Source organism: Amycolatopsis rubida (assembly GCF_900115345.1).
Lineage (GTDB): Bacteria > Actinomycetota > Actinomycetes > Mycobacteriales > Pseudonocardiaceae > Amycolatopsis > Amycolatopsis rubida.
In genome coordinates this window covers 338,495-365,105 of sequence record NZ_FOWC01000008.1, presented here as the reverse complement: position 1 = coordinate 365,105, position 26,611 = coordinate 338,495, and the positions used below count along the sequence as shown (strand labels likewise).

At 70.1% G+C, this 26,611-nt stretch carries 26 protein-coding genes and 1 pseudogene; 7 read left to right on the top strand and 20 right to left on the bottom strand.

From position 1 onward, the window contains the following. Window positions 1-11: 11 nt before the first annotated feature. Genes BM362_RS29165 through BM362_RS29135 form a run of 7 tightly spaced genes read right to left on the bottom strand, consistent with a single transcriptional unit; the run spans window position 12 to window position 5,791 of the window. Window positions 12-1,043, bottom strand: coding sequence for an alcohol dehydrogenase catalytic domain-containing protein (locus tag BM362_RS29165; RefSeq protein ID WP_067592418.1), 1,032 nt, complete (start codon window positions 1,041-1,043; stop codon window positions 12-14). Further along, window positions 1,043-2,287: a malate dehydrogenase gene (locus BM362_RS29160; protein WP_093575292.1), complete on the bottom strand. Its 1,245-nt coding sequence runs from the start codon at window positions 2,285-2,287 to the stop codon at window positions 1,043-1,045. The genes BM362_RS29165 and BM362_RS29160 overlap by 1 nt, the downstream gene beginning before the upstream one ends. Next, window positions 2,284-2,913 carry a BMC domain-containing protein gene (locus BM362_RS29155; protein WP_067592421.1) on the bottom strand — a complete coding sequence of 210 codons (630 nt, stop codon included), beginning with the start codon at window positions 2,911-2,913 and terminating at the stop codon, window positions 2,284-2,286. Before BM362_RS29155 ends, BM362_RS29160 begins: the two co-directional genes overlap by 4 nt. Next, entirely contained in the window at window positions 2,910-3,737 is an 828-nt protein-coding gene (eutJ, locus tag BM362_RS29150; RefSeq protein ID WP_093575291.1) for an ethanolamine utilization protein EutJ, read from the bottom strand. Before eutJ ends, BM362_RS29155 begins: the two co-directional genes overlap by 4 nt. Next, window positions 3,737-5,125, bottom strand: a complete 1,389-nt coding sequence (locus BM362_RS29145) for an aldehyde dehydrogenase family protein (protein ID WP_067592423.1) — start codon at window positions 5,123-5,125, stop codon at window positions 3,737-3,739. The genes eutJ and BM362_RS29145 overlap by 1 nt, the downstream gene beginning before the upstream one ends. A 13-nt stretch (window positions 5,126-5,138) precedes the next feature. Further along, window positions 5,139-5,465, bottom strand: a complete 327-nt coding sequence (locus BM362_RS29140) for a BMC domain-containing protein (RefSeq protein ID WP_093575343.1) — start codon at window positions 5,463-5,465, stop codon at window positions 5,139-5,141. A 32-nt stretch (window positions 5,466-5,497) separates the two neighbouring features. After that, a complete protein-coding gene (locus BM362_RS29135; protein ID WP_067592425.1) occupies window positions 5,498-5,791 on the bottom strand; it encodes a EutN/CcmL family microcompartment protein in 294 nt (97 codons plus the stop codon). 222 nt (window positions 5,792-6,013) lie between these two features. Between BM362_RS29135 and BM362_RS29130 the strand changes: the two genes are divergently transcribed. Genes BM362_RS29130 through BM362_RS29120 form a run of 3 tightly spaced genes read left to right on the top strand, consistent with a single transcriptional unit; the run spans window position 6,014 to window position 8,680 of the window. Beyond that, complete coding sequence (locus BM362_RS29130) at window positions 6,014-7,000, top strand: DUF7064 domain-containing protein (RefSeq protein ID WP_093575290.1); 987 nt, start codon at window positions 6,014-6,016, stop codon at window positions 6,998-7,000. 2 nt (window positions 7,001-7,002) lie between these two features. After that, window positions 7,003-7,938 (top strand): HAD family hydrolase, encoded by a 936-nt coding sequence (locus tag BM362_RS29125; RefSeq protein WP_093575289.1) that lies wholly within the window; start codon window positions 7,003-7,005, stop codon window positions 7,936-7,938. A gap of 1 nt (window position 7,939) precedes the next feature. Then, the gene (locus BM362_RS29120) at window positions 7,940-8,680 is read left to right on the top strand and encodes a tyrosine-protein phosphatase (protein WP_093575288.1); all 741 of its coding nucleotides are present in this window, start codon (window positions 7,940-7,942) and stop codon (window positions 8,678-8,680) included. Window positions 8,681-9,098: 418 nt separating this feature from the next. Here the strand turns inward: BM362_RS29120 and BM362_RS29115 are convergent, their stop codons facing one another. The 4 genes from BM362_RS29115 to BM362_RS29100 form a co-directional block, all read right to left on the bottom strand. Continuing rightward, window positions 9,099-11,600 carry a pyruvate, phosphate dikinase gene (locus tag BM362_RS29115; protein ID WP_093575287.1) on the bottom strand — a complete coding sequence of 834 codons (2,502 nt, stop codon included), beginning with the start codon at window positions 11,598-11,600 and terminating at the stop codon, window positions 9,099-9,101. After that, the gene (locus tag BM362_RS29110; RefSeq protein WP_067592445.1) at window positions 11,597-12,217 is read right to left on the bottom strand and encodes a hypothetical protein; all 621 of its coding nucleotides are present in this window, start codon (window positions 12,215-12,217) and stop codon (window positions 11,597-11,599) included. Before BM362_RS29110 ends, BM362_RS29115 begins: the two co-directional genes overlap by 4 nt. A 65-nt stretch (window positions 12,218-12,282) precedes the next feature. Continuing rightward, complete coding sequence (locus tag BM362_RS29105) at window positions 12,283-13,713, bottom strand: hypothetical protein (RefSeq protein ID WP_067592465.1); 1,431 nt, start codon at window positions 13,711-13,713, stop codon at window positions 12,283-12,285. A gap of 42 nt (window positions 13,714-13,755) precedes the next feature. After that, complete coding sequence (locus BM362_RS29100; RefSeq protein WP_067592468.1) at window positions 13,756-14,172, bottom strand: PEP-utilizing enzyme; 417 nt, start codon at window positions 14,170-14,172, stop codon at window positions 13,756-13,758. 272 nt (window positions 14,173-14,444) lie between these two features. Between BM362_RS29100 and BM362_RS50705 the strand changes: the two genes are divergently transcribed. The 3 genes and pseudogenes from BM362_RS50705 to BM362_RS48395 all read left to right on the top strand — a co-directional run bounded on the left by BM362_RS50705 (window position 14,445) and on the right by BM362_RS48395 (window position 15,701). Further along, the gene (locus BM362_RS50705) at window positions 14,445-15,008 is read left to right on the top strand and encodes an AMP-binding protein (RefSeq protein ID WP_208865377.1); all 564 of its coding nucleotides are present in this window, start codon (window positions 14,445-14,447) and stop codon (window positions 15,006-15,008) included. Window positions 15,009-15,032: 24 nt separating this feature from the next. After that, window positions 15,033-15,350, top strand: a pseudogene (locus BM362_RS48400) (AMP-binding protein); the annotation flags it as partial. Between the two features lie 75 nt (window positions 15,351-15,425). Continuing rightward, window positions 15,426-15,701 (top strand): AMP-binding protein, encoded by a 276-nt coding sequence (locus BM362_RS48395; RefSeq protein ID WP_067592472.1) that lies wholly within the window; start codon window positions 15,426-15,428, stop codon window positions 15,699-15,701. A gap of 629 nt (window positions 15,702-16,330) precedes the next feature. Here the strand turns inward: BM362_RS48395 and BM362_RS47680 are convergent. The 9 genes from BM362_RS47680 to BM362_RS29050 all read right to left on the bottom strand — a co-directional run bounded on the left by BM362_RS47680 (window position 16,331) and on the right by BM362_RS29050 (window position 26,090). Then, on the bottom strand, window positions 16,331-16,513 hold the full coding sequence (locus BM362_RS47680) for a hypothetical protein (RefSeq protein WP_157905109.1): 183 nt from the start codon (window positions 16,511-16,513) through the stop codon (window positions 16,331-16,333). 735 nt (window positions 16,514-17,248) lie between these two features. Beyond that, window positions 17,249-17,437, bottom strand: coding sequence for a hypothetical protein (locus BM362_RS29085; RefSeq protein ID WP_143132505.1), 189 nt, complete (start codon window positions 17,435-17,437; stop codon window positions 17,249-17,251). An 11-nt stretch (window positions 17,438-17,448) separates the two neighbouring features. Continuing rightward, window positions 17,449-17,982 carry a hypothetical protein gene (locus tag BM362_RS29080; protein ID WP_143132504.1) on the bottom strand — a complete coding sequence of 178 codons (534 nt, stop codon included), beginning with the start codon at window positions 17,980-17,982 and terminating at the stop codon, window positions 17,449-17,451. Between the two features lie 256 nt (window positions 17,983-18,238). After that, window positions 18,239-18,433: a hypothetical protein gene (locus BM362_RS46970; protein ID WP_143132503.1), complete on the bottom strand. Its 195-nt coding sequence runs from the start codon at window positions 18,431-18,433 to the stop codon at window positions 18,239-18,241. Window positions 18,434-19,204: 771 nt separating this feature from the next. Continuing rightward, window positions 19,205-19,768 carry an HAD family acid phosphatase gene (locus BM362_RS29075; RefSeq protein ID WP_067592481.1) on the bottom strand — a complete coding sequence of 188 codons (564 nt, stop codon included), beginning with the start codon at window positions 19,766-19,768 and terminating at the stop codon, window positions 19,205-19,207. A 114-nt stretch (window positions 19,769-19,882) separates the two neighbouring features. Beyond that, complete coding sequence (locus BM362_RS29070) at window positions 19,883-20,803, bottom strand: hypothetical protein (RefSeq protein WP_093575285.1); 921 nt, start codon at window positions 20,801-20,803, stop codon at window positions 19,883-19,885. A gap of 2,164 nt (window positions 20,804-22,967) precedes the next feature. Continuing rightward, window positions 22,968-23,948 carry an aldo/keto reductase gene (locus tag BM362_RS29060; protein ID WP_342029824.1) on the bottom strand — a complete coding sequence of 327 codons (981 nt, stop codon included), beginning with the start codon at window positions 23,946-23,948 and terminating at the stop codon, window positions 22,968-22,970. Between the two features lie 28 nt (window positions 23,949-23,976). Next, a complete protein-coding gene (locus BM362_RS29055; protein ID WP_208865369.1) occupies window positions 23,977-25,380 on the bottom strand; it encodes an MFS transporter in 1,404 nt (467 codons plus the stop codon). Beyond that, the gene (locus BM362_RS29050; RefSeq protein WP_208865368.1) at window positions 25,377-26,090 is read right to left on the bottom strand and encodes an alpha/beta fold hydrolase; all 714 of its coding nucleotides are present in this window, start codon (window positions 26,088-26,090) and stop codon (window positions 25,377-25,379) included. Before BM362_RS29050 ends, BM362_RS29055 begins: the two co-directional genes overlap by 4 nt. A 29-nt stretch (window positions 26,091-26,119) precedes the next feature. Here BM362_RS29050 and BM362_RS29045 point away from each other — a divergent pair, with 29 nt between their 5' ends. After that, window positions 26,120-26,596, top strand: coding sequence for an RrF2 family transcriptional regulator (locus BM362_RS29045; protein ID WP_067592504.1), 477 nt, complete (start codon window positions 26,120-26,122; stop codon window positions 26,594-26,596). The last annotated feature ends 15 nt before the right edge of the window (window positions 26,597-26,611 follow it).

Here is a 26,611-nt window from a genome sequence, read left to right as displayed (position 1 = left end):
ACCTCCAAGCTTTACAGCCTGATCAATGCCTTGAGCGTACGTCGTTCGGCCATTTGCCGGTACGCGTCGGGCGCGTCGGCGAGGAGAACCGTCGCCGAGGCGACCACCGCGGGATCGATGGCGCCGGCCCGGACGAGGGCGAGGATGTCGTCGCCGTCTCGCAGGAAGTCACCGATGACGAACCGCAAGGTCAGCTCGTCGGCGAACGCCTGGCCGGCCGGCAAGGGCCAGCTCTTCGCGGGCAGCCCGACGGAGACGATGGTGCCCCGGCGGCGGACGAGCCCGAACGCGGTGTCGAGACCGGGAGCGCCGCCGATGGCGTCGACGACTACGTCGGCACCCCGGCCCGCGGTCACCCGTTCCACCAGTTCACGGGCATTCTCCGGGGCCGCGGTGAGCGCCCCCTCGGCGGCCGCGGCCGCGCGTCGCGCTTCGACGGGTTCGACGAGAACCACGGTTCCGGCACCGCATGCCTGCGCGGCGAGGCTGGTCAGCTGCCCGACCGGGCCGCCCCCGACGACCACGGTGGTGTCTCCCGGGCGCAGCCCGGCGCGCTGGACCGCCGCGTGCGCGGTGGCGAGGGTGTCGCCGAGGAAGACCGCGGCGTCGGCACTGATCTCTTCGGGAACCGGACGCAGCGCAGCGTCAGCGAAGGGGACGCGGACCAGCTGGGCTTGTGCTCCGGCCAGCTCCGGCCCGAACGAGGTCCCGGTGCCGAAGAACTGCCGTCGCGGGCACTCCCAATGGTCGCCGCGACGACACCACCAGCACGTTCCGCACGCGGTGAAGTCGCCGCCGGCCACCCGGTCGCCGACACGGTGTGCGGACACGCCCGCGCCGGCGTCCACGACGCGGCCGGTGAACTCGTGGCCGAGCACGAACCCAGCCGGAAGATGCTCGCCGTCGGCGATCAGGTGCAGGTCGGTGCCGCATACCGCGGCACGCTCGACCTGCACGATCGCGTCGGCCGGGTCCTTCAGGACCGGATCGGGCACGTCGGTGACCTCGACCCGGCCGAGCCCGGCGTAGACGACGGCCCGCATCAGGACACCGCGGCGAGCTGGCGGAGCCGGTCCTTGATCCGCGTGGCGGCGTCGCGCAGCGCGCTCAGCTCGTCCGGCGTCAGGTCGAGTTCGACGATCTCCCGCACTCCGCCGCGGCCGAGCCTGACCGGCAGGCCGACGTAGACATCGCGAATGCCGTAAGTGCCGTCGGCCAGCACGGCGGCGGGCATCACCTCGCCGGTGTCGCGGGCCATCGCCAGCACCATCCGGGCGGCCGACATGCCCGGCGCCATGAACGCGCTGCCGGTCTTGAGCAGGCCGACGACTTCGGCTCCGGAGCCGCGCGAGCGGTCGACAACCGCGTCCAGGGCGGCGCGGTCGACCAGCTCGGTCAGCGGCCGGGCACCGCTGCGTGCCTGCGAGAGCGGGATGACCATCTCTTCGCCGTGGCTCCCGAGCGCGACGGCGTCGATGCCGTCCGCGCGGCCCGCGCCCGCGAGGGCGGACAGCGCCTGGAAGCGAGCGGTGTCGAGGACGCCGGCCATGCCGACGACGCGTTCGGCCGGGAAGCCGGAAGACCGCCAGGCGTGCTGGGTCATCTCGTCGAGGGGGTTGGTGACCACGACGATGACCGCGTCCGGCGAAGTTCGCGCGACTCGCTGGGCGAGATCGCCGACGATGGCGGCGTTCGTGCTGACCAGGTCGGAGCGGCTCATGCCGGGCTGGCGCGGGCGACCGGCGGTGATCACGACGTAATCGGCCGGACCGGCGTCCTCGACGGCGCCCGTCCCGCGCACCCGCGTGGCGAAGCAGCCGAGCGCGGCGGTGTGGGCCAGGTCGAGCGCGACGCCGGCCGCACGGCCCTCGTCGATGTCCACGAGCACGATCTCGTCGAACAGGTCCGCGCCGGCGAGCCGCAGCGCGGTGATCATCCCGACGTGCCCGGCGCCGACCACGATCACCCGGCCGGTGCCTCCCCCGCCGGCGGCCAGGCCCTGCGGCAGCGGGGCGCCGCGACGGAACAGCGCGCCGGACGGCGGCCGCATCGCCGGCACCGATCCCCTGCCCGAGGGAGGGCGGGCGGCGGGCGGTGCGTTCCGGGACGGTGGAGCCGCCGGTGGGGGTGACACCGGCGGCGCCGGTGGATTCGGCGCGGCCAGGACGATGTCGATCCCGAGCTCGCGAGCCCGTTCCCGCGCGAGCGGGGTCACGAGGTCCTGCTGCCCCACCCGCAGGGTGCCCGCGCTCGCGGCGTCGACGTCGCCCGCTCCCCAGACCTTCATCGCTTGTCCTCCCTGCCGTGCATGTCCTCAAGCGCGGCGACCGCCGCGTCCCGGGCCGTCTGCACCTCGCTTTCGCTGCCGGACAGGAACATCCGGCCGAACCGGCCGACGGCGCGCAGTTCGATGACGGTGATCGCCGCGGCCTTCTCCGCCTCGTTGGCGGCGACCGAGATGTAGGCGGCCGGCGCGACCTCCATGACGAACAGGCTCTGCCCGGGCAGCAGCATGCTGCCCTTGCGCCACTTGTTGAGCAGCTGAGCCTGGTAGGGGTGCACGTTGGTGATGAACTGCGTGGAGGCGATCGCCGGCTTGATCCGGTCGGACTCGGTCATGCCCAGCTCGTCCAGGATCGCCTGGCCGGACGCGAGAACCTCGGCCTGCTGCTCCGAGTGGATCTCCAGCAGCCCGAACTCGCGCTCGATGATCTGCAGCGCCGGGCGCACCCCGGCGGCTTTGAGCGCGATGTCCGCGGCGCGGAACACCTCGTTGCCCGGCGCCATCTCGATATAGAGCTCGGCCATTCCGGCCAGGGGGACGTCGCCGGGGCTGGTGGCGGCGATGTGTGCCGCGCATTGCGGCTGCATCCGGTCGACGAACGCGTACGTGCGCAGTGTGGGCCCGCTCATGCCGCCGACCTCGCGATCCCGAGCGGGGTGATGAGCAGGGCGTGCGGATAGGTCATGACCGGCCTTTCCAGGTACTTGGCCAGCACGTCTCCCGCGCCGGCGATCATCAGGGCGCCACCCGCCAGGTACAGCGGGAGTTCCTCGGCGCCTGCGGTCATCGCCCGCACCGATTCGGCGATCCGCTGCAGGCCGGGCACGAGGATCGGCAGCGCCTTTTCCGGGTTTTCCCGCTTGTACGCTTCGGCGTCCTCGACGCTGACCGCCAGGGCGCCGGCGAGCATCAGGTCGAGGTGGTGACCGCCGCCGGCCCGGTCGTCGAGCGCGACCAGCTCGCCGCCGCGGAACACCCCGGTCCCGGTCGATCCGCCGCCGACGTCGACGACCACCCCGTCGGACACCTCAAGGGTCCGCTGGGCGGCCGTGACCTCGTCCACCAGTACCGCGTCCTCGAATCCGGCGGCCTCGCAGACGTAGGTGCAGGCCTTCGCGTCCTTCTCGGGGATGCACGGCGGGTACGCGGTCGCGGTCGAGGTCAGCGCCGTGCCGAGGACTCCCTCGGCACGGCCCTTCAACCGCCGGACCGTCTCCGCGGCACGGGCGAAATCGACCACGACACCGTCGCGCAGCGCGCCGGAGGGGTAGCTGTCCACCCAGACCGGCTGGTCGTCGCCGTCGAGCACGACGAGCACGCAACTCGCCGTGCCGAGGTCGACACCGACCCGCAGGGTGTCCGCCGAGACCTCCGCGGGCGGCCGGGCAGCACACCGCGCGCCCGCCCGCAGCAGCTCGACCACAGAGCCCGAGGTGTTGGCGACCGCCGGCATCACAGCTCCACCGGGTCGTACACGGTCCGCCAGGGGCGCACCTCGTGGGCGATCCGCTTGATGTTGATCAGGTGCAGCGGGGTGACGTTGTCCGAGCAGATCGAACCGCTCCATGTGCCGGTGCCCAGCTGGAAGGACGGGTCGACGTCGGTGGAGTAGCCCATCCCGCCGAACAACGCCGGGGTGTTGATCACGATCCGGCCCGCGGGCAGCGTCCCGAACGGCGCGATCTCGGCCGGATCTTGCGCGTGGACGGCGCACGTGTGGCCTTCGCCGCCGAGCGCGAGGATCTCCCGGCAGCGCCGCCGTCCCTCCGCGGCGTCCCGGACCCGGTAGACCGACAGCACCGGCCCCAGGATCTCGCGGGAGAGCAGAACGTCCTCGCCGACCTTGTCGAGCTGTGCGGCCAGCACCCGGGTCCCGGCCGGCACACCGAAGCCGGCCAGCTCGGCGAGCCGGGCGGCGGTCTGCCCGACCGCGGCGGGCCGCAGCCCGCCGCGCTCGTCGAACAGGACGCGAGCGAGCGCGTCTTGCTGCCCGGCGTCCAGGAACACCGCTCCCCGGGACTGGAACTCCCGGGAAAACTCCGGCGCCACGGCCTCGACGACCACCACCGACTGCTCGGCCACGCACGCGGTGCCGTTGTCGAACGACTTCGACGTGATGATCATTTCGGCGGCCTCGCCGACGTCGGCCGCGCTCGCTCCGACATAGGCCGGCACGTTGCCCGCTCCGACGGCGATGGTCGGCTTTCCGCTGGAGTAGGCCGCGCGGACCATGCCAGGCCCGCCGGTGGCCATCACGAGAGCGATCTCCGGCCGGCTCATGAGCTCGGCGGTGGCCGGGAGAGTGGGGTTCTCCAGACACGAGACGAGCCCGTCCGGAGCACCGGCCGCGACCGCGGCCTCGGCCATGATCTCGGCCGCACGCAGCGTGCACTTGGCCGCGCGGGGGTGCGGGGCTTGCACGATCGCGTTGCCGGACTTGACCGCGGCCAAGCTCTTGAACAGCGCCGTGGAGGTGGGATTGGTGACCGGGATGATGCCGGCGATCACCCCCATCGGCACGCCGACCGCGGTCACCCGCGACGGCTCGTCGACCCAGAGCACGCCGACCGCGCGGCGCTCGAGCATCCACTTGGCGACGAATCCGGTGTTGTACCGGTTCTTGTAGATCTTGTGCTCGTAGACCCCGTAGCCGGTCTCGTCCACAGCCAGCCTGGCCAGTTCCTCGGCCGCTGCGGTACCGGCCAGCGCCATCGCCCGCACGTAACGGTCGAGGGTCTCCTGGTCGGTGCCCTCAAGCTGGTCGAACGCGCGTCGCGCGGCCCGGGCCTTGGCCCGGACATCGGCCAGACCGGCCAGGTCGGCGTCCAGTGAGGCGGTCATGGGCGGACCCCTCTCAGCTCTTGGGGCGGGTCAGGATCGCGAGGATCCCTTCGGTCTCGTCGTGCGGACGCGGGATCACGTGCACCGAGACGACCTCGCCTGCCTTGCCCGCGGCGACCGCGCCGGCGTCGGTGGCGGCCTTCACCGCACCGACGTCCCCGCGCACCATCACGGTGACCAGGCCGCCGCCGATTTCGCGGTGGCCGAGAATCTGCACGTTGGCCGCCTTGACCATCGCGTCGGCGGCTTCGATCGCCCCGACCAAGCCCTTGGTTTCGATCAAGCCGAGCGCCCCGCGCAGCGCGGGCGCGCCGCCGCCGGCGGCCGTCGTTGTAGCCATCCGTTCCTCCTGGATTTCCGTGTTCGCTCCGGTCACGCCTTCTGGTACGTGACTTCTCCCGCGCGGACGACCGAGTCGACGATCGCCACCACTGCCCGGTCCGTGGGCACGTCGGGACCGACGGCGGCTCTGGCCGCGCCCCCACGCGCGACGAGCACGACCTCGCCGGTTCCCGCACCCGATTGGTCGACCGCCACGTACACCGCGCCGCCCGGTTGTGTGACATCGGCATCCACAGCGTCCTGCACCAGCAGCAGCGTGAAGAGGCCGAGCTTCGGTTCCTTCACGGTCGCCACGACCTGACCAAGCACTGTCGCGAGCTGCATGCCCGGTCACCTCCGTTGGCGCGGATCGCGGCGCGACGTGAACGCTCCGCCTGTGAGCCAGGACAGTAAGAGCGAGAGTGTGGTCGCGGCCCTATCCCCGCGGGACAACATCACCGGGGCCCGCTGTCTCCGCATTCCCTGGCCCGGGAGCGTTCCGCACGGGATGGTGCTCTTGATGCTCGGCACGACTGTCCGCACCACCAGGGCCAGGAGGGTTCACCGGTGATCCGTCCCGAAGACGCACAGTTCCACCCGCCGACCAGCGAAGACCCGTTGTGGGCCGAAACCAACTACTTCGGCCTCTACGCCGGCCAGGACACCGCGACGCCGGTGAACATCGGCGTCTACGGCCTCTTCCGCGAGCCCCTCGGCGTCGCCGGTTCGACAGTGTCGGTCAACAGCAAGCGCGTGACGACGCCGTGGTCCGCCGACTACTGGGACGCATGGGAGCACCTGGCCCTGCCCAAACCGGGCAACCTGCTGCACTACGAGCTGGCCAACGGCCTGACCGTCGACTGCGTCGAGCCCAACCAGATCTGGGACGTCGCCTACACCGACCCGGCCGCCCAGCTCGACCTGCGCTTCCGGTTCTCCGCGCTGATGGAGCCCTACGACATCAACGACCCCGGCCAGGACCCGCTCGCCGCCGGCCGCGACATGGACCTCACCTGGGGCCACGCCTACGCCGGGCACTTCGACCTCACCGGCCGCGTCGAAGGGGAGATCTCGCTGCGCGGCGACCGGCTGCCCATCGACTGCGTGTCCACGATGGACCACAGCTGGGGCGTCCGCGCCGAGCGGCAGACCTCCCGGCTGAGCTGGCTGCACGCGCACTTCTCCCCCGAGTTCGCCGTGCACGCGCTGTTCGACTTCACCACCGGCACCGGCCCGGACGCACCCGGACCGCTGCAGCTGACCCACGGCTACGTGCTCGACCACGGCGAGGTCCACGGCCTCAAGGCCGGCGAGGGGACGACGTGGCGCTCCGGGTTCTATCCCGAACGCGTCGAGCTGCGCGTCACCGACTCCCGGGACGAGACCTTCGAACTGCGCGGCTCAGCGCTGACGACGTTCCCGTGGCAGGCGTGGCCGGGCACCGTCGGGCACAACAGCCTGCACCGCTGGACCTGCGACGGAGCGACCGGGTACGGCGAGATCATGGACTTCATCGGCCTCGGCGAACTCGGCGCCGCCTACAACAAGGCCTGATCATGGCAGCCCCGACACGCCCGGTACGGGCGGTGCTCTTCGACCTCGACGGCACGCTGGTCCAGACGAGAACCGCGTCCTGGGAGATCTTCTCCCGGATCAACGACCGGTTCGACCTCGGCGTCGACAGTCCGCAGCGGTACTACGAACTGTTCCAGGGCAATGTGTTCGAGTCGATCCGCCGGATCTGCCGCAATCAGGCACACGCCGCGGCAGTCACCGACGCGTTCCTGGCCCTGCTGCGCGAGGACTATGCTCCGCCGCTGGTTCCGGGCGTGTCCGACGTCGTGCGCACCTTGGCCGGGCACTGCACGCTGGCGGTGATGTCGTCGAACGCCATGCAGGTGCTCCGGCGCGTGCTGACCGACAACGGCCTGGCGTACTGCTTCGCTCACGTCTTCGGCGGCGACGTCGCCCCGGACAAACGCACAGCGATCACGTCCTTCCTCGCCGACGCGGGCAGCGGGTTCGGCCGGCGGTGTTCGGCCGACTACGACGAGACCGGAAAGGTGCTCCCCCCGGACCCCGCCGCCACTGTGCTGGTGACCGATACGGCGGGCGACGTACGCGACGCGCTGGCCGCGGGCATCCGCGCGGTCGGAGTCGCCTGGGGCATGCACGGTGTCGAGGAACTGACCGCCGCGGGCGCCGAGTTCGTCGCGCTGTGGCCACAGGAGCTTTCCGCCCACCTTCTCGGCGATGCCGCCGCGGCGGGGCCGGTCGGCGCGTGCGCGCTGCCCGCGACAACCGCAGCACCAGCTCGGCCAGGAGGTTGCGGGTGCGGCTGTGACGGCAAGGACCAGACGCAGCCGTCGGTGCCGGCGCGCCGGCAGCGTCGTCGCACGGCGGTCGCTTCCCTCGCCGCTCCAGCCCCGATCAGCTCGGCGGTGCCGGACGAGCTTCTGGCTGCGATCGTTCGAGTCTGCGAAGGGGCTTGACATGCCGTTCGATCTCTCCCCCGGCTTGACCGGCGCGTACAACTTCCGCGATCTCGGCGGACTGCGCACCGGCGATGGACACAAAGTCCGCGCCGGTGCGCTGTTTCGCAGCGACACCCTTCAGGCGCTGACCGAGCAGGACGCCGCCAACCTGGTCGACGTGCTCGGCGTCGAGCTGATCGTCGATTTGCGCGGCGGAGCCGAAGCCGTCGAACAGGGCCGCGGGCTCCTCGCCCGCGCGGCGGTCTGCTACCTCAACGCCCCGCTGCGCGACGCGCCGGTGACCGACCTGGACCCCGCGGAGCAGACGCTTCAGTTCTACCTGCAGACGTTGACGGCCTCCGGCGCGATGCTGACGAACGTGGTGCGGTTCCTCGCCGCGCTGGCGGGCCGGCCCGCGGTGTTCCACTGCGCGGCAGGCAAAGACCGGACCGGTGTCGTCACGGCCCTCGTGCTGTCGCTGCTCGGCGTTCAGCGCGAGGAGATCGTCCGCGACTACCTCACGACGCAGCAGAACATGCCGCGCATCGTCGAGCGGTTCCGGCGATGGCCCTACTACCGCGACCACATGGCCGCGGTGCCGCCCCAGCTCTACCAGACCGACGAGAACACCATCCAGGCGTTCCTCGACCACCTCGACAAGCAGTTCAACGGCGCCAAGGGGTGGGCACGCACCCGCGGCGTCCCGGACGCAGTGATCGATCGCCTCAAGGCCGGCCTGCTGCAGACCGCCGCACCCTGATCGCGCCCCGGGCGGGTTCAGCGCCCCGTCCAGCCGGCCAGAAGTGCTCCGGCCGAGCGAGACTCCCGGCTTCGTCGTCACCGCTCAGGCCGTCCCGCGCCCTCGACCCGGGCCGGCCCGACCGCCGCTTCGAGGGCGGCCAGGCCGGATCACCCGCCACTCCGCGCGGTCAATCCGCACTCGGCCGAACACGACACCTCAATCGATGCCGGCGGGCTGGCGACTTCGCAGGGTCCGTCTTCGAGCGGCGATGCACCGGCTCCTCCGCGGCCGCGATGGCTGTTTCCCCGACGCGCTTCACCCTACCGGCGCAAGAGACAGGCGGAATCCTCGGCGGCAGTACGCCCAGAACCTCACCGCGGCCGGGCCGATCACCCGCACAGCGCTGGGGTGATCGGCCCCGGGGTTCGGTCCGCCCTCACCCGGCTGCCGCGGCCTTGGCCAGGGCCAGCAGCGCCGGCCGGGTCTCGCCGGCGTCCACGGCGAACCGCCGGAAACCTTTGCCGTAAAGCCCGGCGACCAGCGATTCCGACACCGTTCCGGACAGCCGGACCCCCACGAGTCCGCTGCCGCGATCGGCGAGCGGTGTCAACGCCGTGTCGAGCGACGGGTCGATCCCGGATCGCGGATCCGTGCTCAGCATGCCGCGCTTGACATAGCTGTCCAGCGGCTCCGCCGTGAGCAGCTGCCGGGCCGGGATGCCGAACATCGCCGCCTGCAGCACCCGCAGCTCCAGCCAGATCCGATCGCCCACCGCGGCGATGCCGGCGAAGTTCGCCAGCGCCCGCGGGCTGGTGAGGTACGCCCCCACGCGCAATCCGCTCTCGTCCGGCGGACTCATCTCGTGCAGGGCGACGACTTCAGCCGGGTCCGAGACGTGCCGGATCGCGAGGTGGACCTTCGCGGGCGTCCCGGAGTCGCGGATGGCCCGCCGAAGCCCGGCGAGCTGGGCCTCGACCAGCGCCGGAATGCCCAGTGGCACCGCGAGGGCCGGGTATCGGCTGGTCAGGGCCGTTTGCCGCATCAGCTCGCGGGACTCGTCGGAGACCAGGTCGATGGCGCGTACGCCGACTTCGACGCGGCCGGCCTCGCGCAGCAGCGGCGTGAACTCCGCGGCGACGATGTCGGCGACCGAGCCGAACCGGTCGGCATCGGCTGCTCCGTCCCGCATCAGCGCCTCGACGAGCGCGTCCAGGTGGCCCGTCGCGGCGAGGACGTCGTCGAGGGCGGTCACCAGTCCGTGGGCGCCGGCCGACAGCGCGGTCTCGACATCGCCGGGCAGCGTTACCTTGCCGAAGACCGCGACGTCGGTCAGCTGGCGGCTCGCGGCGTCCAGCAGAGCGCCGAGGGCACCACTGGCCGCCGCGGGCGTTCCGCGCGTGAACTCGCCGGTGAAGACCTCGCCGGTGGCTCCGTCGAGGGAAACGGGCTCTCCCTCGGCCAGGACCTGTCCGTCGACGGTGGCCGTCCGGGCGGCCGAGTCGATCTTCATCGCCGAGGCGCCCACGACGCACACCTTGCCCAACGCCCGCGCGACCACGGCGGCGTGACTGGTGGATCCGCCGGTAGCGGTCACGATGCCCTGGGCGGCGATCATGCCGTGCAGGTCTGCCGGGCTGGTCACCGCGCGGGCGAGGACGACGTCACGGCCCGCCGCGGCCTCAGCCTTCGCTCGATCGGGATCGAGCACGAGGTTCCCGCTGATCTGGCCCGGGCACGCACCGGTGCCGGTCGTCAGCAGCCTCCCGCCGGCCCGAGCCCGTTCCACCTCGTCGGTGTCGAAGCCCGGCCGCTGCACCTGCCGGACGTGCTCGGAGGTGACGCGCGAAAGGACCTTCGCGGGCGAGACGGAGCCGTCGGCGAGAAAGTCGGCGGCGATCCGCACCGCGGCCTCGGCCGTGCGCTTGGCGCTGCGGACCTGCAGGAAGTACAGCGTCGACCGTTCTACGGTGAATTCGATGTCGAGGACGTCGCCGAGCTGTCCTTCCAGTGCCGAGCAGGTTCGCTCCAGCTCTTCGAACACCGGTGCCGGCAGCGCGTCCCGGACCGGATCAGGCGTGCGCGTTCCGGCGACGACGTCCTCGCCCTGGCTGTGGGCGAGGTACTCGCCGAACAAACCCGGTTCGCCGGTGGCCGGGTCCCGGGTGAAGACCACGCCCGACCCCGAGTCCTGGCTGATGGTGCCGAACACCATCGACTGGACCACGACGGCCGTGCCGATGTCGTGCGGGATCCGGTGGAACTCGCGGTAGGTGCGAGCCCGGCTGTTGTTCCACGAACCGAACACCGCCCGCACCGCGCCGGCCAGCTGCTCCCGCGGATCTTCGGGGACCCGCTCGCCGGTTTCGTCCAGCAGACGCTCGGAGCAGGCCGCCCACACCCGGTCGAAAACCGCGCCAGGGTCGTCAGCCGCCTCGATCGCGACGAGATCGTCCAGCGACGTGTCGTCGCCGAACGCGCCGAGGACGATCTCCCCGTACATGGAGTGGAACCGCGCGACCAGATCCGCCACGAACCGGACATCGCCCGTCGCCGCGGCCAGGGCGATCGCAGCGTCGCGGCACACGCCGAGGTTGAGGATGGTGTCCATCATCCCCGGCATCGACACCGGAGCCCCGGAGCGCACCGAGAGCAGCAGCGGCGTCGGGCCGGCGCCGAATGTCTTGCCGGTCGCGGCCTCGAGCTCGGCCAGCCGCGCGTAGACCTCGTCCAGCAGGCCGGCCGGCATGCTGTCTTCCTCAAGGTAGTTCCGGCAGGCGTCCGTGGCGACGATGAACCCCGGCGGGACGCGCAACCCCTGCTGGGCCATGCGCGCCAAGCCGGCGCCCTTGCCGCCGAGGCGGTCGACCGCCTCCGGGTCGGCTTCGTCGAACCGGAGAGTGAACTGCGGGTTCTGCACCGGGTCCGCCTTTCCGCTCATTCGGCGCGTTCCCGGCCCAGCGTGCGCAGCAGGTCCTCGTGGAACTCGAACCAGATGTTGTGGATCGAGTCGGCGGTGGGCGAGGACACGAGCTCGTGTTCGCCGCGGTCGACCGCGTGAGTGGCGGCGGTGAACCGGCGCTGGTACATCGCGAACCGGCGGTCGTGCTCGGCGAGCGCGTCGAGCAGCGGAACCAGTTGCTGGATCAGCCGGCCGAGCCGGAAGACGACCTTGTCGTCGTAGGCCGAATCGGTGTGGGTGTTGGCGATCTTCTTGCCGCCGGCGTCGATCAGCTGCCACGAGGACATCGTCTTGAGGAAGTGCCGGTTCACCGTCTCGAATTTCTCGACCAGCGAGCCGACGAGCGGGTCGGTCCGGACGGAAGCGTAGATCCGTGCCGCAGCGTCGAGGAGCGCGGGCTCGGCCTCGTCGGTGGGCAGAGCCGCTCCCGAGGCCACGGCCACGAGACCTTGCGCGGCGAGGCGCTCGAACGCGGTCTCGACTTCGGCGGTGTCGCGGCCGCTTGCCCGCACGACGGCGGCGGGGGTGGCCATCTTCTTCAGCGTGATGGTGTTGAGAACGTCGTAATCGGTTTTTTCGAGAGCGGCCACAGTCATGTGCGTCCTTTGCCCAGGGGGACGGGGCCGGCGCGCCGGCCCCGTCCACTCGGATACGGAAGGGATCAGAGCCAGCGGTACTTCGATCGGCGCACGTCCGCGCCGTCCGGGAACGGCAGGTAGCCGGCGCCGGAGAAGATCTTGCTGGGCACCGTCTCCTGGGCGAAGCCGCGCTTGGTGATGTCGTAGTAGTAGTTCGCGACGCGCTGGTCGACCTCCCACAGGTCGTAGTCGCGGCAGGCCTTTTCGTAGGTGCCTGCCAGCCGCAGGTGCGGGAGGATCATGTCGACGTAGTAGACGTACTGACCGTTCCAGATCAGGTCGCGACGGCACATCTTCGACGTCTTCGCGTACAGCTTCAGGGTCGCGTTCTGCACCCGGGTCAGGTGGTCGCCGAGGTCGGCGATCTTGATCGGGTAGACCTCGCCCATCGGGGTGTTCCACTTCTCGCGGGCGAACACCGCGCCCCCGACGATGGCTTCGATGTAGTTCTTCGGCCGGGTGAACGTCGTCGAGATGTCGTTGACCCGGATCTCGTTGAGCCCCATCTTCTCCGGGTCGATGGTGAGGGCGAGGGTGTAGCAGTGCGGGAGCTTCTCGTCCTCGCACACGTCGCTCCAGTGGAAGACCTCTTCGTTGACGAACAGGTCCCGCAGGATCAGCAACCGGCCGTCCGGCAGCTCGTAGGGCCCGGTGTCGCCGAGCCCGAGCCGGCAGTCGTAGTGGTCCAGGAAGGACAGCAGTTCGGCCGCGGCGTTGAACTGCGTGAACGCCGAGTGGGCCGGGCTGCCCGCTTCCAGCGGCTCGCTCTGCGAGGTGATCTGCTCCAGGAAATCCGCTTCGTGGATGCGGCAGCGGTAGCGGTCCTGCGAGTTGAGGATGTAGCCGTCCTGCCGCTTGCCCCACAGCACGCGCTGCATGAACTTGAGGATCTCGTTGGACTCGCCGATGTACTCGTCGGGCTTGATCGCCTCCAGCGCGAGCAGGCCGCAGCGGCCCATTCCGAAACCGACCGCGCCGATGGCCCAGTCGTGCACCGCGTTGACCTTCGTGCCGATCTCGCGGCGGGCGGTGGCTCCGATGTCCATGACCCCCTGCGCGCCGACCTCGTCGGTGGTCATCCGCAGGAGTTCCGGCCAGCGGTAGAACTCGTGCATGAACGCCAGGATTTCGTACTCCTGACGCGGAATCATCCCCGAGACGCCTTCGGTGGCGCGCATGACCAGGACGTCCCAGATGTTCCAGGCCAGGTAGTTGTTGAGGTCGTTCAGCTCGTCGATCGTGAACTCGGCGCGCAGGACGTCCTCTTTGGACACCCGCTCCAGCACGCCGCTCTTGGCACGGGCGCGCATCATCTTGTCGCCGAGGATGCCGTCGGTGACCGGTTCCATGCCGACGAAGTTGCCGGTGTAGGTCAGCTCCTGGAATCGGAGGCCGTCGTCGGCGTCTTCGTAGCGCTTCTTGTACGTCGCCTTGCTGCCTTCAGTGGTCGTCATGCATGGACTCCTTCGAGGAAAGCGAAGTGGTTTCGATGGCGATCAGTCGGCGATGATCCGGCCGGTCTCGTGGTCGCTGCAGTCCAGCCGGACCTTGCGGCCGTCGAGCTCCTTCGCGATCTCCTCGAAGTGCGCCTCGTCGGTGTTGCCGACGACGTACCGCGACTCGCTGGCGGTGAGGTGCGCGGTCATCACGCACGGCGTCTGGAATTCCCGGGAGAGGATGCCCAGGTGCGACTCCGGCGCACCCGACATCGTGATCACGCCGATCGCACCCATGCTCAGCGCGGGGGCGAGGAAGGTCGTCGTGCCGCCGCGGACGAGCAGGATGTGGTCCTTGAGCTTGCCGGACTGGATCAGGGAGATCACTTCGGCAGGCGACGACAGGTATTTCACCGTCCCGCTCGGCGATTTCGTCGTATCGAAGACGTTGTAGCCCTCTGCCAGAACCTCGCCCATTCGTTCCTCCTTGAACTGATGGTGTGTCGCCCTCGTCACAGTGCCGCTCAGTGCCCGGCCGGCCGATGGAGCAGGCGGACAAAAGTCTCCGGCGCGGATGTCCGGCTGGGACAAGACGAACCGATCCGCCGCTCACGGTAGGCGGGCGCACGCTGTAGCGGCCCACCCGTTCGGGTGTGCCGCCGGACGCGCGGGTCAGGTCTCCGGTCGTCTCCGAGACGAGGAGGTCCCGTGAACGGTCCAGGTGACATCCCGCGAGCCGCGGCCGCGCGATTCGGCGGCAAGGCCGCGTTGATCACCCGGCGAAGACGCTGAGCTTCGCGGAACTCGACGCTCTCGCCGGCCTTCTCGCACGCGGCGTCCGTCCCGGGCAGCCGGTATCGCTGCACTCCCAGAACCGGCGGGAATGGATCGCCGCCTACCGCGGAGCTCTCCCGGCCGGCGCAGTCGTCGGCCCGGCGAACGTCATGCTCACCATGGCAGAACTGGCGTTCGAGCTGCGGGTCTGCGGAGCAGCCGCCGTGTTCACCAGCACCGCGGGTCGCCGAGCTGAGCCGCGATCTACCGGCCCCGCGGGCCGTAGTCGCCTTCGGCCGAGGCGCGGACGGCGCGCTCGGATTCGACGAGCTTCTCGCGGCCGAGGGCGAACCGACCGCCTTCACCGCCGATCCGACCGCGCCCTGCACGATCGGCTACACCTCGGGCACGACTGGCCACCCGAAGGCGCGGTCCAGAACCATCAGGCGGTTCTGCTCAGCCGCGCGCTGACCTCGACGATGCACGGCCGCGACGAACGGGACATCGTGGTCACCGCGCTGCCCGCTCCCCTAGTCTAGGGCGACGTCGCCCTCAACGGGACCTCCCTGGCCGGCGGCACGGTCGTGCTGATGGAACGCTTCGCCGCGGCCGAGGCCCTCCGGCTCCTCACCGAGCACCACGCGACGATGGCCGAAGGCATCCCGGCGATGTACCCGATGCTGCCTGTCCGCCCCGAACTGGACGAGGCCGACCTGTCCTCGCTGACCCGCTGCACCGTCGGCGGTCAGACGATCCCGCTGTCCACCACCGAGCGCCGGCAAACGCGCTCCGGTGCCCCGCTGATCGAGCTGCGGGGCACCCCCACACCCTCCACGCGCAACCGGTGCCAGGCTCCATCGGCGTGGCCCTCCCCGGGCTGAACGTCCGCATCGCCGACGTGGGACACGACGCGCCCGCGGGGAAGCCGGGCGAGCTGATGGTGCGCGGTCCACCGGGTGATGCTCGGCTACCACGGCAACGCCGAGGCGACGGCGGAGGCGATCGAGCCGGACGGCTGGTCGCACACCGGCGACATCGCCACGACGGACGGAACCGGGCACGTGTTCGTGGTCGATCGGCGCAAGGACATGCTCGTCACCGGCGGTTACCATGTCTGCCCGGCCGAGATCGAGCGGGTGCTGGCCGCGCACCCGGCCGTCGCGACGGCGGCGGGCCCGGTCGGCGACGAGGTCCGGGGCGACGGAGGAGGAGTTGCCCGCCTATGCCAGTGAACGCCTCGCCGCCGGCAAACGCCCGCGCCTGGTTCGCTTCCCGGTCGACCTGCTTCCCGCGACGTCGACCGGGAAGATCATGCGCCGGGAGCTGGTCAAGCAGTTCACTCCGCAGGACGGGCACGACGAACGGGACCGCATCGTGGCTGAGGCACCGGAACCGAGCAGCGACCACCTCGTCACGCTCCTCAATCGCAACGCAGGAGTAATGGCGAACCCGACCGCCGCAGACCGGTCCTTCCGCTCCCCCGGTTCGGCCATCATGCCCACGGCCCCTCAGCCGATGCCCGATTCCCCGAACAAATCACACTGCCGTCCTCGGCGCGCCCCACCGCTGGCATTGAGGACGATCGAGGGCCACACGGACGGCGCACCATACGCGAAGAAGCAGGTCCGCCCCAGCCCGAAAGTCCCCTTGCCGCCGGCACGACGAGGCCATGATGAGCGCCCTTCCTCTTGCTGCTGCCAGGTCAAGGCGTGGCCATGGGACCAGGGCGAGGAGGGCCGCTCGGCCCGGCGGCGCGGCGAGAACGCGGTCAGGCTCGCGGTGCTGATCGACGCGGACAACGCACGCCCCTCGAACGTCGCAGGGCTGCTCGCCGAAGTCGCCAAGTACGGCACCGCAGATGTCAAACGCGCCTACGGGCACCAACTTCAAAGGCTGGAAGGATCACCTGCTCGCCCAGTCGATCCAGCAGTTCGCTTACACCACCGGGAAAAACGCCACCGACGCCGCGACGGTCATCGACGCGATGGACCCGTTCTGCTCGGGCCGCTTCGACGGCTTTCTGCATCGTTTCCAGCGACTTCACCCTCCTCGCCGCACGCCTGCGCGAATCCGGCCCCACCCGCTACGGATTCGGCGATACGAGACCCGACATGGGCTTCGGCCATCGGTCCGCCAGAGACGAGCAGTGCCGGGCAAGGGCGCCTGGCCTCCTGGTGTGCGGATCGCATCTTCGTCTGCTTCCCGTCAGGAACGTTCTGGATGTCCGCACGGCCGTTGAAATTGCTGGACCCTACAACGCCGACGAAGATCCACTGTGGCATTGCGGCGGTTAGGCTGGGGTAGCGGCTTCTCTCCTGATGCACCGGGCTGTGGGCAGTCGGCGGACCATGGAGATCGGGTTGCGGATCGCGACCGGCGCGCAGGCTGCGGCCTCGGTCTTCGGACGGGGCTGCTGCTGCGGAGTCGCCGAGAGCTTGGTCTTCGTCGCCAGAGCACCTCGGACGTGGCGTCGGAAAGGTGCTGCCGGGCAAACAAGTCACGGCCGACGGCGACAACGGCCTGCCGGGTCCATCGAATTGTGCGGACTCGAGCCTGGACTGATTGGCGAATGTGCCGCAGCGGCCATCCCACCTTCCTTGAGATTCAGCCGGTCTTCGTGCCAACCGGCCGAATCCCGCGGCTGTGCGGCCGCGCGAACGGGCAAGCGAACCGGCTGGCGGACGTCGGGTCGTGTCCTGAACCCGCGGGGCGGGCTGGAGATTCGGCTGTCCCAGCGACCCGGGACTGATCGGCGGCCCCGCAATCCGGAGCTGTTCGGTCAGCCCTTCCGGCGGGATCGACGCGTGAGCGTCTCGGCCGCGAAGGAGATCACGAGCACCGCGATCGCTGCGGTGAGACTGCCGAGTGTGGCCTGGTCCCAAGGCTCGCCGAAAAAGACGGTGAATCCGAGCAGCAGCACCAAGAAGAGTGCTGGGGGCGCGAACAGCCAGTACGTCCGGGATCTCACGTTGTCCTCCTTCACTCGTTCGGTGCCGCTCGCAGGCGCAGCAGGGCCTTGCCCAGCCTGGTGCGCTCATGCAGGAACATGATGGCGAGCCCGGTGAACCAGACCGCGCTGAGCACCGCGAGCCCATTGCCGAGGACCGCAGCGAGCACGCTGAACCCGGCAGCCGACCAGCAGGAGATCAGCGCGCTCTTGCGCTGGCGGCGGTGCTGCGCCAGCCGGTAGACCCCCAGCCGAATGGCCGCTTCGCGCAGCCGGGGGTCGTCCGGCCCTCGCCCGGAGCGGCTGGCGCGCGCGGCGCCGCGGAACTGCTGCCAGTTCAGCTCCTCTCCGGCGGCCCGCCACATCCCGCGCTCCGCCCGGGCGAACGCCGGTCCCGCCAGCGCGCCGAACGCCGCGCCCGCTCCGATGCCGATCAGCGTCGCGCCCCAGAAAGGGGCTTGCGGCAACGACACCGTCGCCGACAGCACCGTCATGCAGGCCGCGAACCATGCTCCGGTCAGCAGCCCGATCATTCCAGCCCGGCGAGATCCTCCTCGCGTCGTCATCCGTCCATCCTCGGCCCAACCGAGGGCCGCCGCCCGGCGACTACGCCTCGTGGCCTAATCACCAGGCCGCTCGGGTGTTCCGGTCGGGATTGGCGGCGACTGAGCCGCTGGAATCCCTGGCGAATGGGAGCTTCGCCGGTTGATTCCCACGCTCGGCGACTCGCGCTCCACGCTTACCGCACTGCGGTGCCGGGTTTTCGAATGTTCGCCGGTGACTGCGGCCTTCTGTTGCCTGGCAACACGTACTCCTTGTCGCTCAGCTGGCGGCGCGGTGCCGCGCAGTCGGGCCGCATTCCGGCTTGCCCGGTGGGGAGCGACCGGGCTCGAACAGCCATCCGCAGCGCGGACCGGAAACCTCGACGACACCGCTCACCGTGGACGCGCGGATCGTCGTGGCCAGCATGGACACTTGCCCGCGGTTCGCCAATGCGTGCTTCGAGCGCCACGACACTGCCCGACCTGCCGGACGAGGGATTGAGAAGGGCACCCGAAGCCGAGCACCTCCTGGCGACTGCGATTCGCGACGCGGCCGCCGCGCTGCCCACACATATCGGGCCGTATGCGGAACCGGCGGAGCGCGATCTGATGAAAGCTGATGGAACATCAGGCGCCGCGCCTAGGCAGGCGGGGCTGACCGGCGAGCAGCAGGAACGGCCCGGACTCGCCTTGCGGCCGATCGAACACCGGCTGACGGAGCTTTTGCGACCACTGCGGGCATTCCGCGGCCGACCTGAACCTCGACCGCGGCGCACTGGGCACCCAGCTGCGACCGTCCCGCCATGACCGCAGGTGACGATCGCTTGAGCCCGGACCGCGATGCGTCGAGCCGTCCAGGCCGGCCAGAAAAGGAATGAGGTACGGTTTACCTCAATCAGGTGGACTTTTGACAGATCCGGACAAAGCATCGTGCTTCGCCGAAGCATTCCGAGCAAGCCAGCAGCGCTCGTCATTGCTGGGCCTATTCAACGATTCCTTCGCTGGACGGCGCCTGTCCGGGCGAAGAAACCACGAGTCGCGGGAGGACGAAGACCAGAGGCGCTGGAACCCGGCCTTCTCAGCTCAGGAGGCCACCGTCGCGAAACCAGCCCGCAAGATTCCGGAAGCATTGTCTCGCGCTCACGCCACGGACCGGGAGCCGACGAGCATTTTTCCCGGAAAAAGAGTGATCTTTGCACGATTTATACTCCTCCGCGCGGTTTCGCCGCCGCCAGTCAGACGAGCGCTATGAGAGCTGCTCGTTGTAGTCGGGGAGCTTGAAGCCCTTCTCGTAATTGCCTCCGGTAAAATCGCCGGGGCGGTTCCCGACGTTGGCGATGATGGTGTATCCGGCTGCGGCGTAGTCCTTGCGGCAGCGCTGCTTGGTATCGGTGGCGTGCTTCTCCGAGCTTTTCCGGACGCAGACCCGGTCCACCGGGTAGCCGGCGTCGACCAGTGCTTCTTTGGCGTCCGAGGCGCTGCTGCGGTAGCTCGCCACCAGCACGGCGACACCTTTTTCTTTTGCGTGCTTGATGAAAGAGAGCACGTCGGCGGTCGGTTCGCCAGGGCGGTAATAGGTTTCGAGGGCCGTGTTGTCGATATCCGTGACCACAGCCAGCTTCTCGCCGCCCTGCGCGATCCTGCCGTCGAGGTACGCTGCGCCGCCCTGCATCGCCGTGTGCACGTCGGTCAGCCAGGTCTGGTAGCTGGGGACCCGGCTCGCGGACACCGCGGGCGATGCGGCGAGACAGGTCATGGCGCCGGCGATCACGCCCGCGGCCAGGACTCTTCCTGCACTGCTTTTCCTCATCCGCCTGCCTTCCTCTGGATCGGATTCGCGCTGCGAGAACAATGCGACTGGAATCTAACCGGTCGCAATCGGCCGGGAAACCCCTCCGGGAGAGCTTCCGTAAACAGAGATAAGCTATTCCCAGGTCCAGTGCAGGCCGTGGACTCCAGGAGTCGCGTTGCGCCGCGCCAGGCGGACGGTGCGCCGGAGGTCGGGCCGCACGTCGATCCAGCCGGTCGTCGCTCCCTCGGGAGTGCGGGAGCGCCACGTCCGGCACGCGAGCGGTTCCGCGCCGGACGCGAAAACGAAGCGGGCTCGGTAACGGGCGACTGATTCGGCGATCCGGCGGTGATGGCGGTCGGCGAAGGCAGGCCGGGGGTATTCCTGCACATAGGAAATGGCGAGCCGTTCACCGCGCCCGAGCGTCTTGGCCAGCACCAGTTCGGTCAGGGAAAAGCCCTCTTCCAGGAGGGTGAGGACGGTGCCCGGCCGGCACTGATCGCCACGCGAGATCAGCGGGAGCGGGGCGCCCGGCCGGCTCCGGGCCGCGACAATCATCGTGCGCGTCCCGTCGCGCCTCGCTTCGACCAGTTCCCGGACCTCGATTCGCTGGACGCACCGGTCCGCTGTCACGTGCAACGACTCGCTCAGATCGACTTTGCGAACAGGATCTTCCACGCCGCCGGGAAGCCGGGCGAGCAGCGACGGCAGGAAGGCAGGGAAGCCCCATGCGCGGTGAAGACGGTCGGCCGGTTTCGTCGAACGGACGCCACGGCCCCGCGGCCGGCCAGGACCGAGCAACCGAAGCAGGCATCCCGGGCGCAGCGCGAGTATGTCCTCCAGCAGCCCTACCGCCCGGAGCGATTCAGGCTTTTCCGGCAGGCTCCGCCCGCTCTGCCAGTAGCTCAGCGTCATGACGCTGAGCGAGACGCCCTTGGCACCGAGCCGGTACTGCAACTGGCGAAGACTCAGTCCGCGGCTGCGCGCGGCCGCGGACAGGGCGCGGCAGAACGGCCCGGCTTGCAGCGCTTCGGCGAGTTCGTCCTTCGTTGTCATGGTTCACCTCGCCCCGACAGTCTGAGAGACGCCGCCGGACCACACCACCGTCCTTCGTCTGGCCAGGACTTCCGGCCCGCCCGGACCTTGACGCTGTCCCGAGCCGTTGCCCACGGCACGCCGACGACCCGGCTCGGCCCGTACTGTCGCGCGGCTCCGGAACCGGCGCACTCCCCTGCCCGCCGAAAGCCCGATCGACCATCGTCAGCACTCGCATCCGCAGGTCCCCAGACCGCGATTCACGGCGGACTCCACCCGGCGCGCCCCGGTTCCGCGACGCTGGTACCCGGCGGCCAGCGTCCGCACAAGAGCACCCGTCCAACCGCCTCCGTGCCGCCCGGAATGCCGGACGAAACGGACTGGATTACACGCACCCCGGCCCGCGTCGCCCTATCGGCATTTTCGCCGACTGCGGCTCCTTGGAATCCGGCCCGCGCCGGAGCCGCGACGTCCGGCGACCGGGCGCAGGTCCTGGACCTGCGCGGGCGCACAGCGTGCCGGAGCCGCGATGACGCATACGTTCGGCGCGGCCCGGACACGGCGATGCGGTCAGTCCGTTTCGCAGCAGTGGCCGGTAATGCAGACTTGCCGCGTCGGCCCGGAGTTCGGCACCGATTTCCCGGTGCGCGGCGAATCCTCTGATCAGCAGGCTCGGCAGGCACTCATGTTCTCCGGGCAAACAGGAAGGCGCGCGCTGCGGTTATCCGAGAAGTACGCGACTCCGGGCAGCGACGGCACTTCCTGCCCAGGAGTGAACGGAAAACCGAGCCGCCGCATGATGCCGGAGAGTTCTGCCGCCGCTTCGGCGGTGCCGGGACTGGCCGATAATGTCCTCAATGGACAGACCCCGATGCGAGACGGCGCGGAAGATCCCAGCCGAGGACCGCACGTAACCGATCATCGTCAGCGGCACAAGCGGGGCGGGAACTGGCCGCCTAGGGGATCTTTCACTGTCCGCGACAGGCAGCACCGTGGTCATGTGGTTGCCTCACCAGCGGTCCGGGGTGCGGAATGGTCGCTGTTCTGCCTCGTGCTGCCGCAGCGCCAGCGAGCCAAGATCGGCTGCGGTGAAGTGCGCGCTGCGGCAAGTGTCGTCCACGGCAGGTCAAGGCCCGCTGACGTGACAGGGCATGGTTCACGAAGTGGCGGGACTCTTCACGCCGGGAGGACGTCCGGGCGCGGAAGAAAGCCAGTCTCGCGAAAAGGACGCGGACCCGCCCGCCGGAGCGTTCACGCCGTCGCACGGCTCTCAAGACGGTGCGGACCGACACACCTCCAACCGCTGGACAGACCACCGCGGGAGAACTCGCGCGGTGAGCAAGGCTTCCCAGCTACTGGTCTCAGCGGTCCCACCTTGACGATGAAGCACACGCAGCGCGGCCACCGTACGGGCCGCGCGCCGTCTCCGGACTTGCCATTGGTCGAGCCGTCCGTCACAGTCATCGAGGAGCGTGGGGCGAAATCACCGCTCGCCCAGCTGGACCTGCGCTGACCCCTGGTGCGCACCCGGTTCCAGCGGATTCTCCTGATCTCCGCGTGCGCGATCGATAGGCGGTGGCGCGCTCGGCATTGCGAGTAGCCAAGCCTCGGCATCGCGCCGTCTCGGCGAGCTGGCTTCCTTCGTGCAAACTGTTGCGCCAACGCGGAGCTTGCGCGCGCCGTGTTCGTCTCGCGTCAGTCCATGAACCTGGTGCTGCGTGGACTGGTCGCCCGCCCGGCGAGCACATCGCACGGCAGAGCCTTGCCCAGCCACCTCACCCTGGCAGGCCGAGAGCAGCTTCGGGCAGCCGGCACCGTCGTGGAGTCGGTCGAAAGGCGGATGCGCACGCCGCCCTCCACGGCGGGGCTGGGTCGCCCACGCCGACGCACTGGCGCACTCCCGAACAGTGAAACCAAATCCGACCTGGTTGCTAACCTGCCCGCACTCGATCGTGCGCCAGAGCACCGGGACCGGCCGCCACCACCAGGCGCTGCCGCAACTGGCTTGCCGAGACCGTGGTGCCCACCCGCTCCCGGCGACGGCCGCGCAACGACGCTGCGCCCTCGGTGACGCCGAGCAGAACCGCCGGCACCTCCTGCGCAGGACCGGGGTTTGACGGCGGCGCACGACACAGGACGTCGCGATGTTCGTCATGCGGCGCCGCGCGGCCTGTCGGGCAGCATTTCACTGGTCGATCATTGTCATGCTGTGCGTGCCGTAGCGGTCGCCGCGGGCACCCGCTGGGGGAAGGGCGGCGTCGATGCGGGCCAGGTCGTCGGGGGTCAGGCGGAGGTCGATGGCGGCGAGGTTGTCATGCAGGTGGGTACGGCGGGAACTGCCGGGGATGGGAACGATGTCGGTTCCTCGGGCGAGAAGCCAGGCGAGGGCGAGCTGAGCGGGCGTGGCGCCGAGGTCGGCGGCGATCGCGCTGACGGCCTCGACGGTGCCGAGATTCGCGGTCAGGTTGGCTCCGGTATAGCGCGGGGCGGTGGCACGGAAATCTCCGGACGCGAAGCGCGTGCCGGCGCGAACCGCGCCGGTGAGCAGGCCCCGGCCGAGCGGGCTGTAGGCGACCAGGCTGATCGACAGTTCGCGGAGGGCGGGCAGGACATCGTCTTCGACGTGGCGTTCCCACAGCGAGTATTCCGTTTGCAGCACGGTGATCGGGTGCACCGCGTGGGCACGGCGCAGAGTGGCTGCCGAGACTTCCGACAACCCGATACGGCGCACCTTGCCCGCCTCGACCAGTCCGGCGAGCGCACCGACCGAATCCTCGATCGGTACCTGGGGGTCGATTCTGGCGAGGTAGTACAGGTCGATGTGGTCGGTTCGCAGCCGGCGCAGCGAGGCGTCGCAGGCCTGGCGCAGGTAGTCGGGGCGGCCGTCGGCCACCAGCCCGTCGGCGGTTCGGCGCACGCCGGTTTTGGTGGCCAGGACAGCCTTGTCGCGACGGGAGGCGAGGGCCGAGCCGAGTAGTTCCTCGTTGGCGCCGTCGCCGTAGAAGTCGCCGGTGTCGAAGAGAGTGATGCCGCCGTCGAGAGCGGCCGCGAGGGTGGCCCGTGCCTCCTCCGGGTCGGCGGATCCGTAGCTGCCGGCCATGCTCATACAGCCGAGCCCCAGTCGCGAGACGACCGGACCCGTGGTTCCCAAGTTGGTGGTGCGCATGGACATGTGATCTCCAGGTTGAGTGCGGTTAGCGCCGCGAAGTGCGGACAAGAAGCAGGAACACCAGTGCGATGAGGCCCAGGTCTGCCAATGCGATCCACTGCATGGCGCGGACCGTGCCGTCGTGCGGGACGACGGCGAAGAAGACGCTGCCGAGCGCCGCGACCCCCGCTGCGGCCGCGAACTGCTGGGCGGTGGTGAGCACGGCCGCGCCGATCCCGGCGTTTTCGTGCTCGACATCGACCAGACCCAGGCCGATGAGTCGCGGAAGTGTCAGGCCGTTGCCGATCCCGACGAGGGCGAGCGAGGCGATGACCCAGCCCAGTGCCGTCGCGATACCGGTGGTGTGCAAGCACAGGACGAAGCTGGCCAGCCCGAGTCCGGTCAGGACGGCGCCGACAGCGACGGCGCGGGCTCCGTGCCGGGCGACCAAACGAGAACTGAGGACGGAACTCACGGAGAACAGCGCGCCCATGGGAGCGAACACCAACCCGGCGGTGACCGCGTCCAACCGCAGACCCTCCTGCAGAAACAGGGTGAGGGTGAACAGAAACGACGCGAAGTAGGCCATGAATGCCGTGACGGTCCCCAGCCCGGCCCGGTAGGACGAGCGGCGCAGCAACGCCGGTTCGATCACCGGTGTGCCGCCGCGGGCGTGCAGGCGACGCAGCCACGCCGCCGTCCCCCACCCGGCGGGGATGCTCAACCCGAGGCAAGCCCAGGTCCAGGGCGGCCAGCCCTGGCTGTGGCCAAGAGTCAGCGGCGCCATCACCAGCGCGAGTGTCGCGGCCAGGCCGATGGCGCCGACCGGGTCTTGGCGGCCGGGTCCGCCGGGGCCGGTGCGGGGCAGCAGCCGGTGCGCCAGCAGGACGACCGCCACGCCGACCGGGACGTTCACCAGGAAGATCACCCGCCAGCCGAGGCCGAGAAGATCGGCGTGCAGCAGCAAGCCGCCAAGGACCTGCCCGGCGATCGAGCCGAGGCCGCCCGCGACGCCGTACCAGCCGAGCGCACGAGTCCGCGCGCCGCCGCGACAGCTGACGGTGATGACGGCGAGCACCTGCGGCACCATCACGGCACCGGCCAGGCCCTGGGCCAGCCGGGCGGCGATGAGCTGGTCCGGGCTGGCCGCCAGCCCGCACCGCAGCGAGGTCAGCGCGAATCCCGCCACGCCGGCGACGAACACCGGCCGATGACCGAACCGGTCGCCCCATCGGCCGCCGGTGATCATCCCTGCCGCGTAGGTGAAGGCGTAGCCGCCGACAATCAGCTCCAGCGCGCCGGCGTCAGCGTGCAGACCGTGCGCGAGCGAGGGCACGGCGACGTTGACGACGAACAAGTCGAACTGGGCCAGAAACCACGCCGACAACAGCACCACCAGCGTCGGCCCACGCAGCCGGACCGCCGGGCCCAGGGTCGTCGTCGCGGTCACCAGCATCGCCCGGCAGCCGAGACGAACCCGTCGAAATCGTCATGGTGGATCACGTGCCCGGCCCCGGGCACGGTGCGGACGACGAACCCGTCGCCGGCCAGCCGAGCGGCGGCCTGCGGCGGGACTACCGGGCTCGGGTCGGCCAGCACGACCAGCGCGCTCGTCCCGGACGCGACGGCGGGCCAGTGTGCGTGCTGACAGCGGACCAGGCCGGCCGTCGCCGGGTCCCATCGCTCCAGCGCGGCGAGTGTGGCCTGGCGGGCTGCCTCCGGCCAGCGGGGAGAGGCCGCCCGCAGCTGTTCGGCCGTCGCGTTCCGGCGAGCCTCGAAAGCCCTGGCGACCTCTTCGGTCCCCGCGGACCAGGCCGGGTCCTCGTAGATCACCTTGGCGGGACGGATCCGGTCCACGGCCATCGAGACCAACCGCCCGCCAAGGGAGTGGCCGACGATCAGCTCCGGGCCCGGCGGCACCGCGGCCACCAGCGCGTCGGCCATCTCCTCGAACGTGTAACCGGGCCATCGCGGGCTCCGGCCGTGACCGGGCAGGTCGACCGCCAGCACCTCGTAACCGCGCCCGGCCAGCTCCGGCCCCAGGCGCGACCAACTGCCCGAGTCGGCACTCATGCCGTGCACCAACACCGCCACCTGGCCGCCGGCACCCCACCGGCGGACGTGCAATCCGCGCACCTTCACCCCAGTTATTACAGACATTTAATGACCGGAATAGCTATACTCGGGTCATGAAGCTTTCGCAAGGAGTGGAGTGGGGCCTGCACTGCGTCACGCTGCTGGGCCTGGCGCCCGCGTCCGCCAGCGTCCGCCGCGACACCCTGGCAGGACACTACGGCCTGCCCGAAACCGTCCTGGCCAAGCATCTGCAGGCCATGGCCCGAGCGGGGCTCCTGCACGCGGTCACCGGCCCCAAAGGCGGCTACCGGCTGGCCCGGCCGGTCGCCGCGATCACAGTGCTGGACGTCGTCGAGGCCATCGAAGGATCGGCCGCGCCCTTCGTCTGCCAGGAAATCCGGCAGCGCGGCGCCGGCGCCCTGACCACGCGCCAGTGTCGCGAACCGTGCGCCATCTACGCGGTGATGAACGAGGCCGACCAGGCCTGGCGCGCGTCTCTGCGGTCGGTGACCGTCGCCAACCTCCTGGACCGTCTTCCGCCCGGCATCCGCGAACGCAACCAGTCCCTGCTCGCCGAGGCCGTCTCGTGAAGCCCGCGAAGTCCT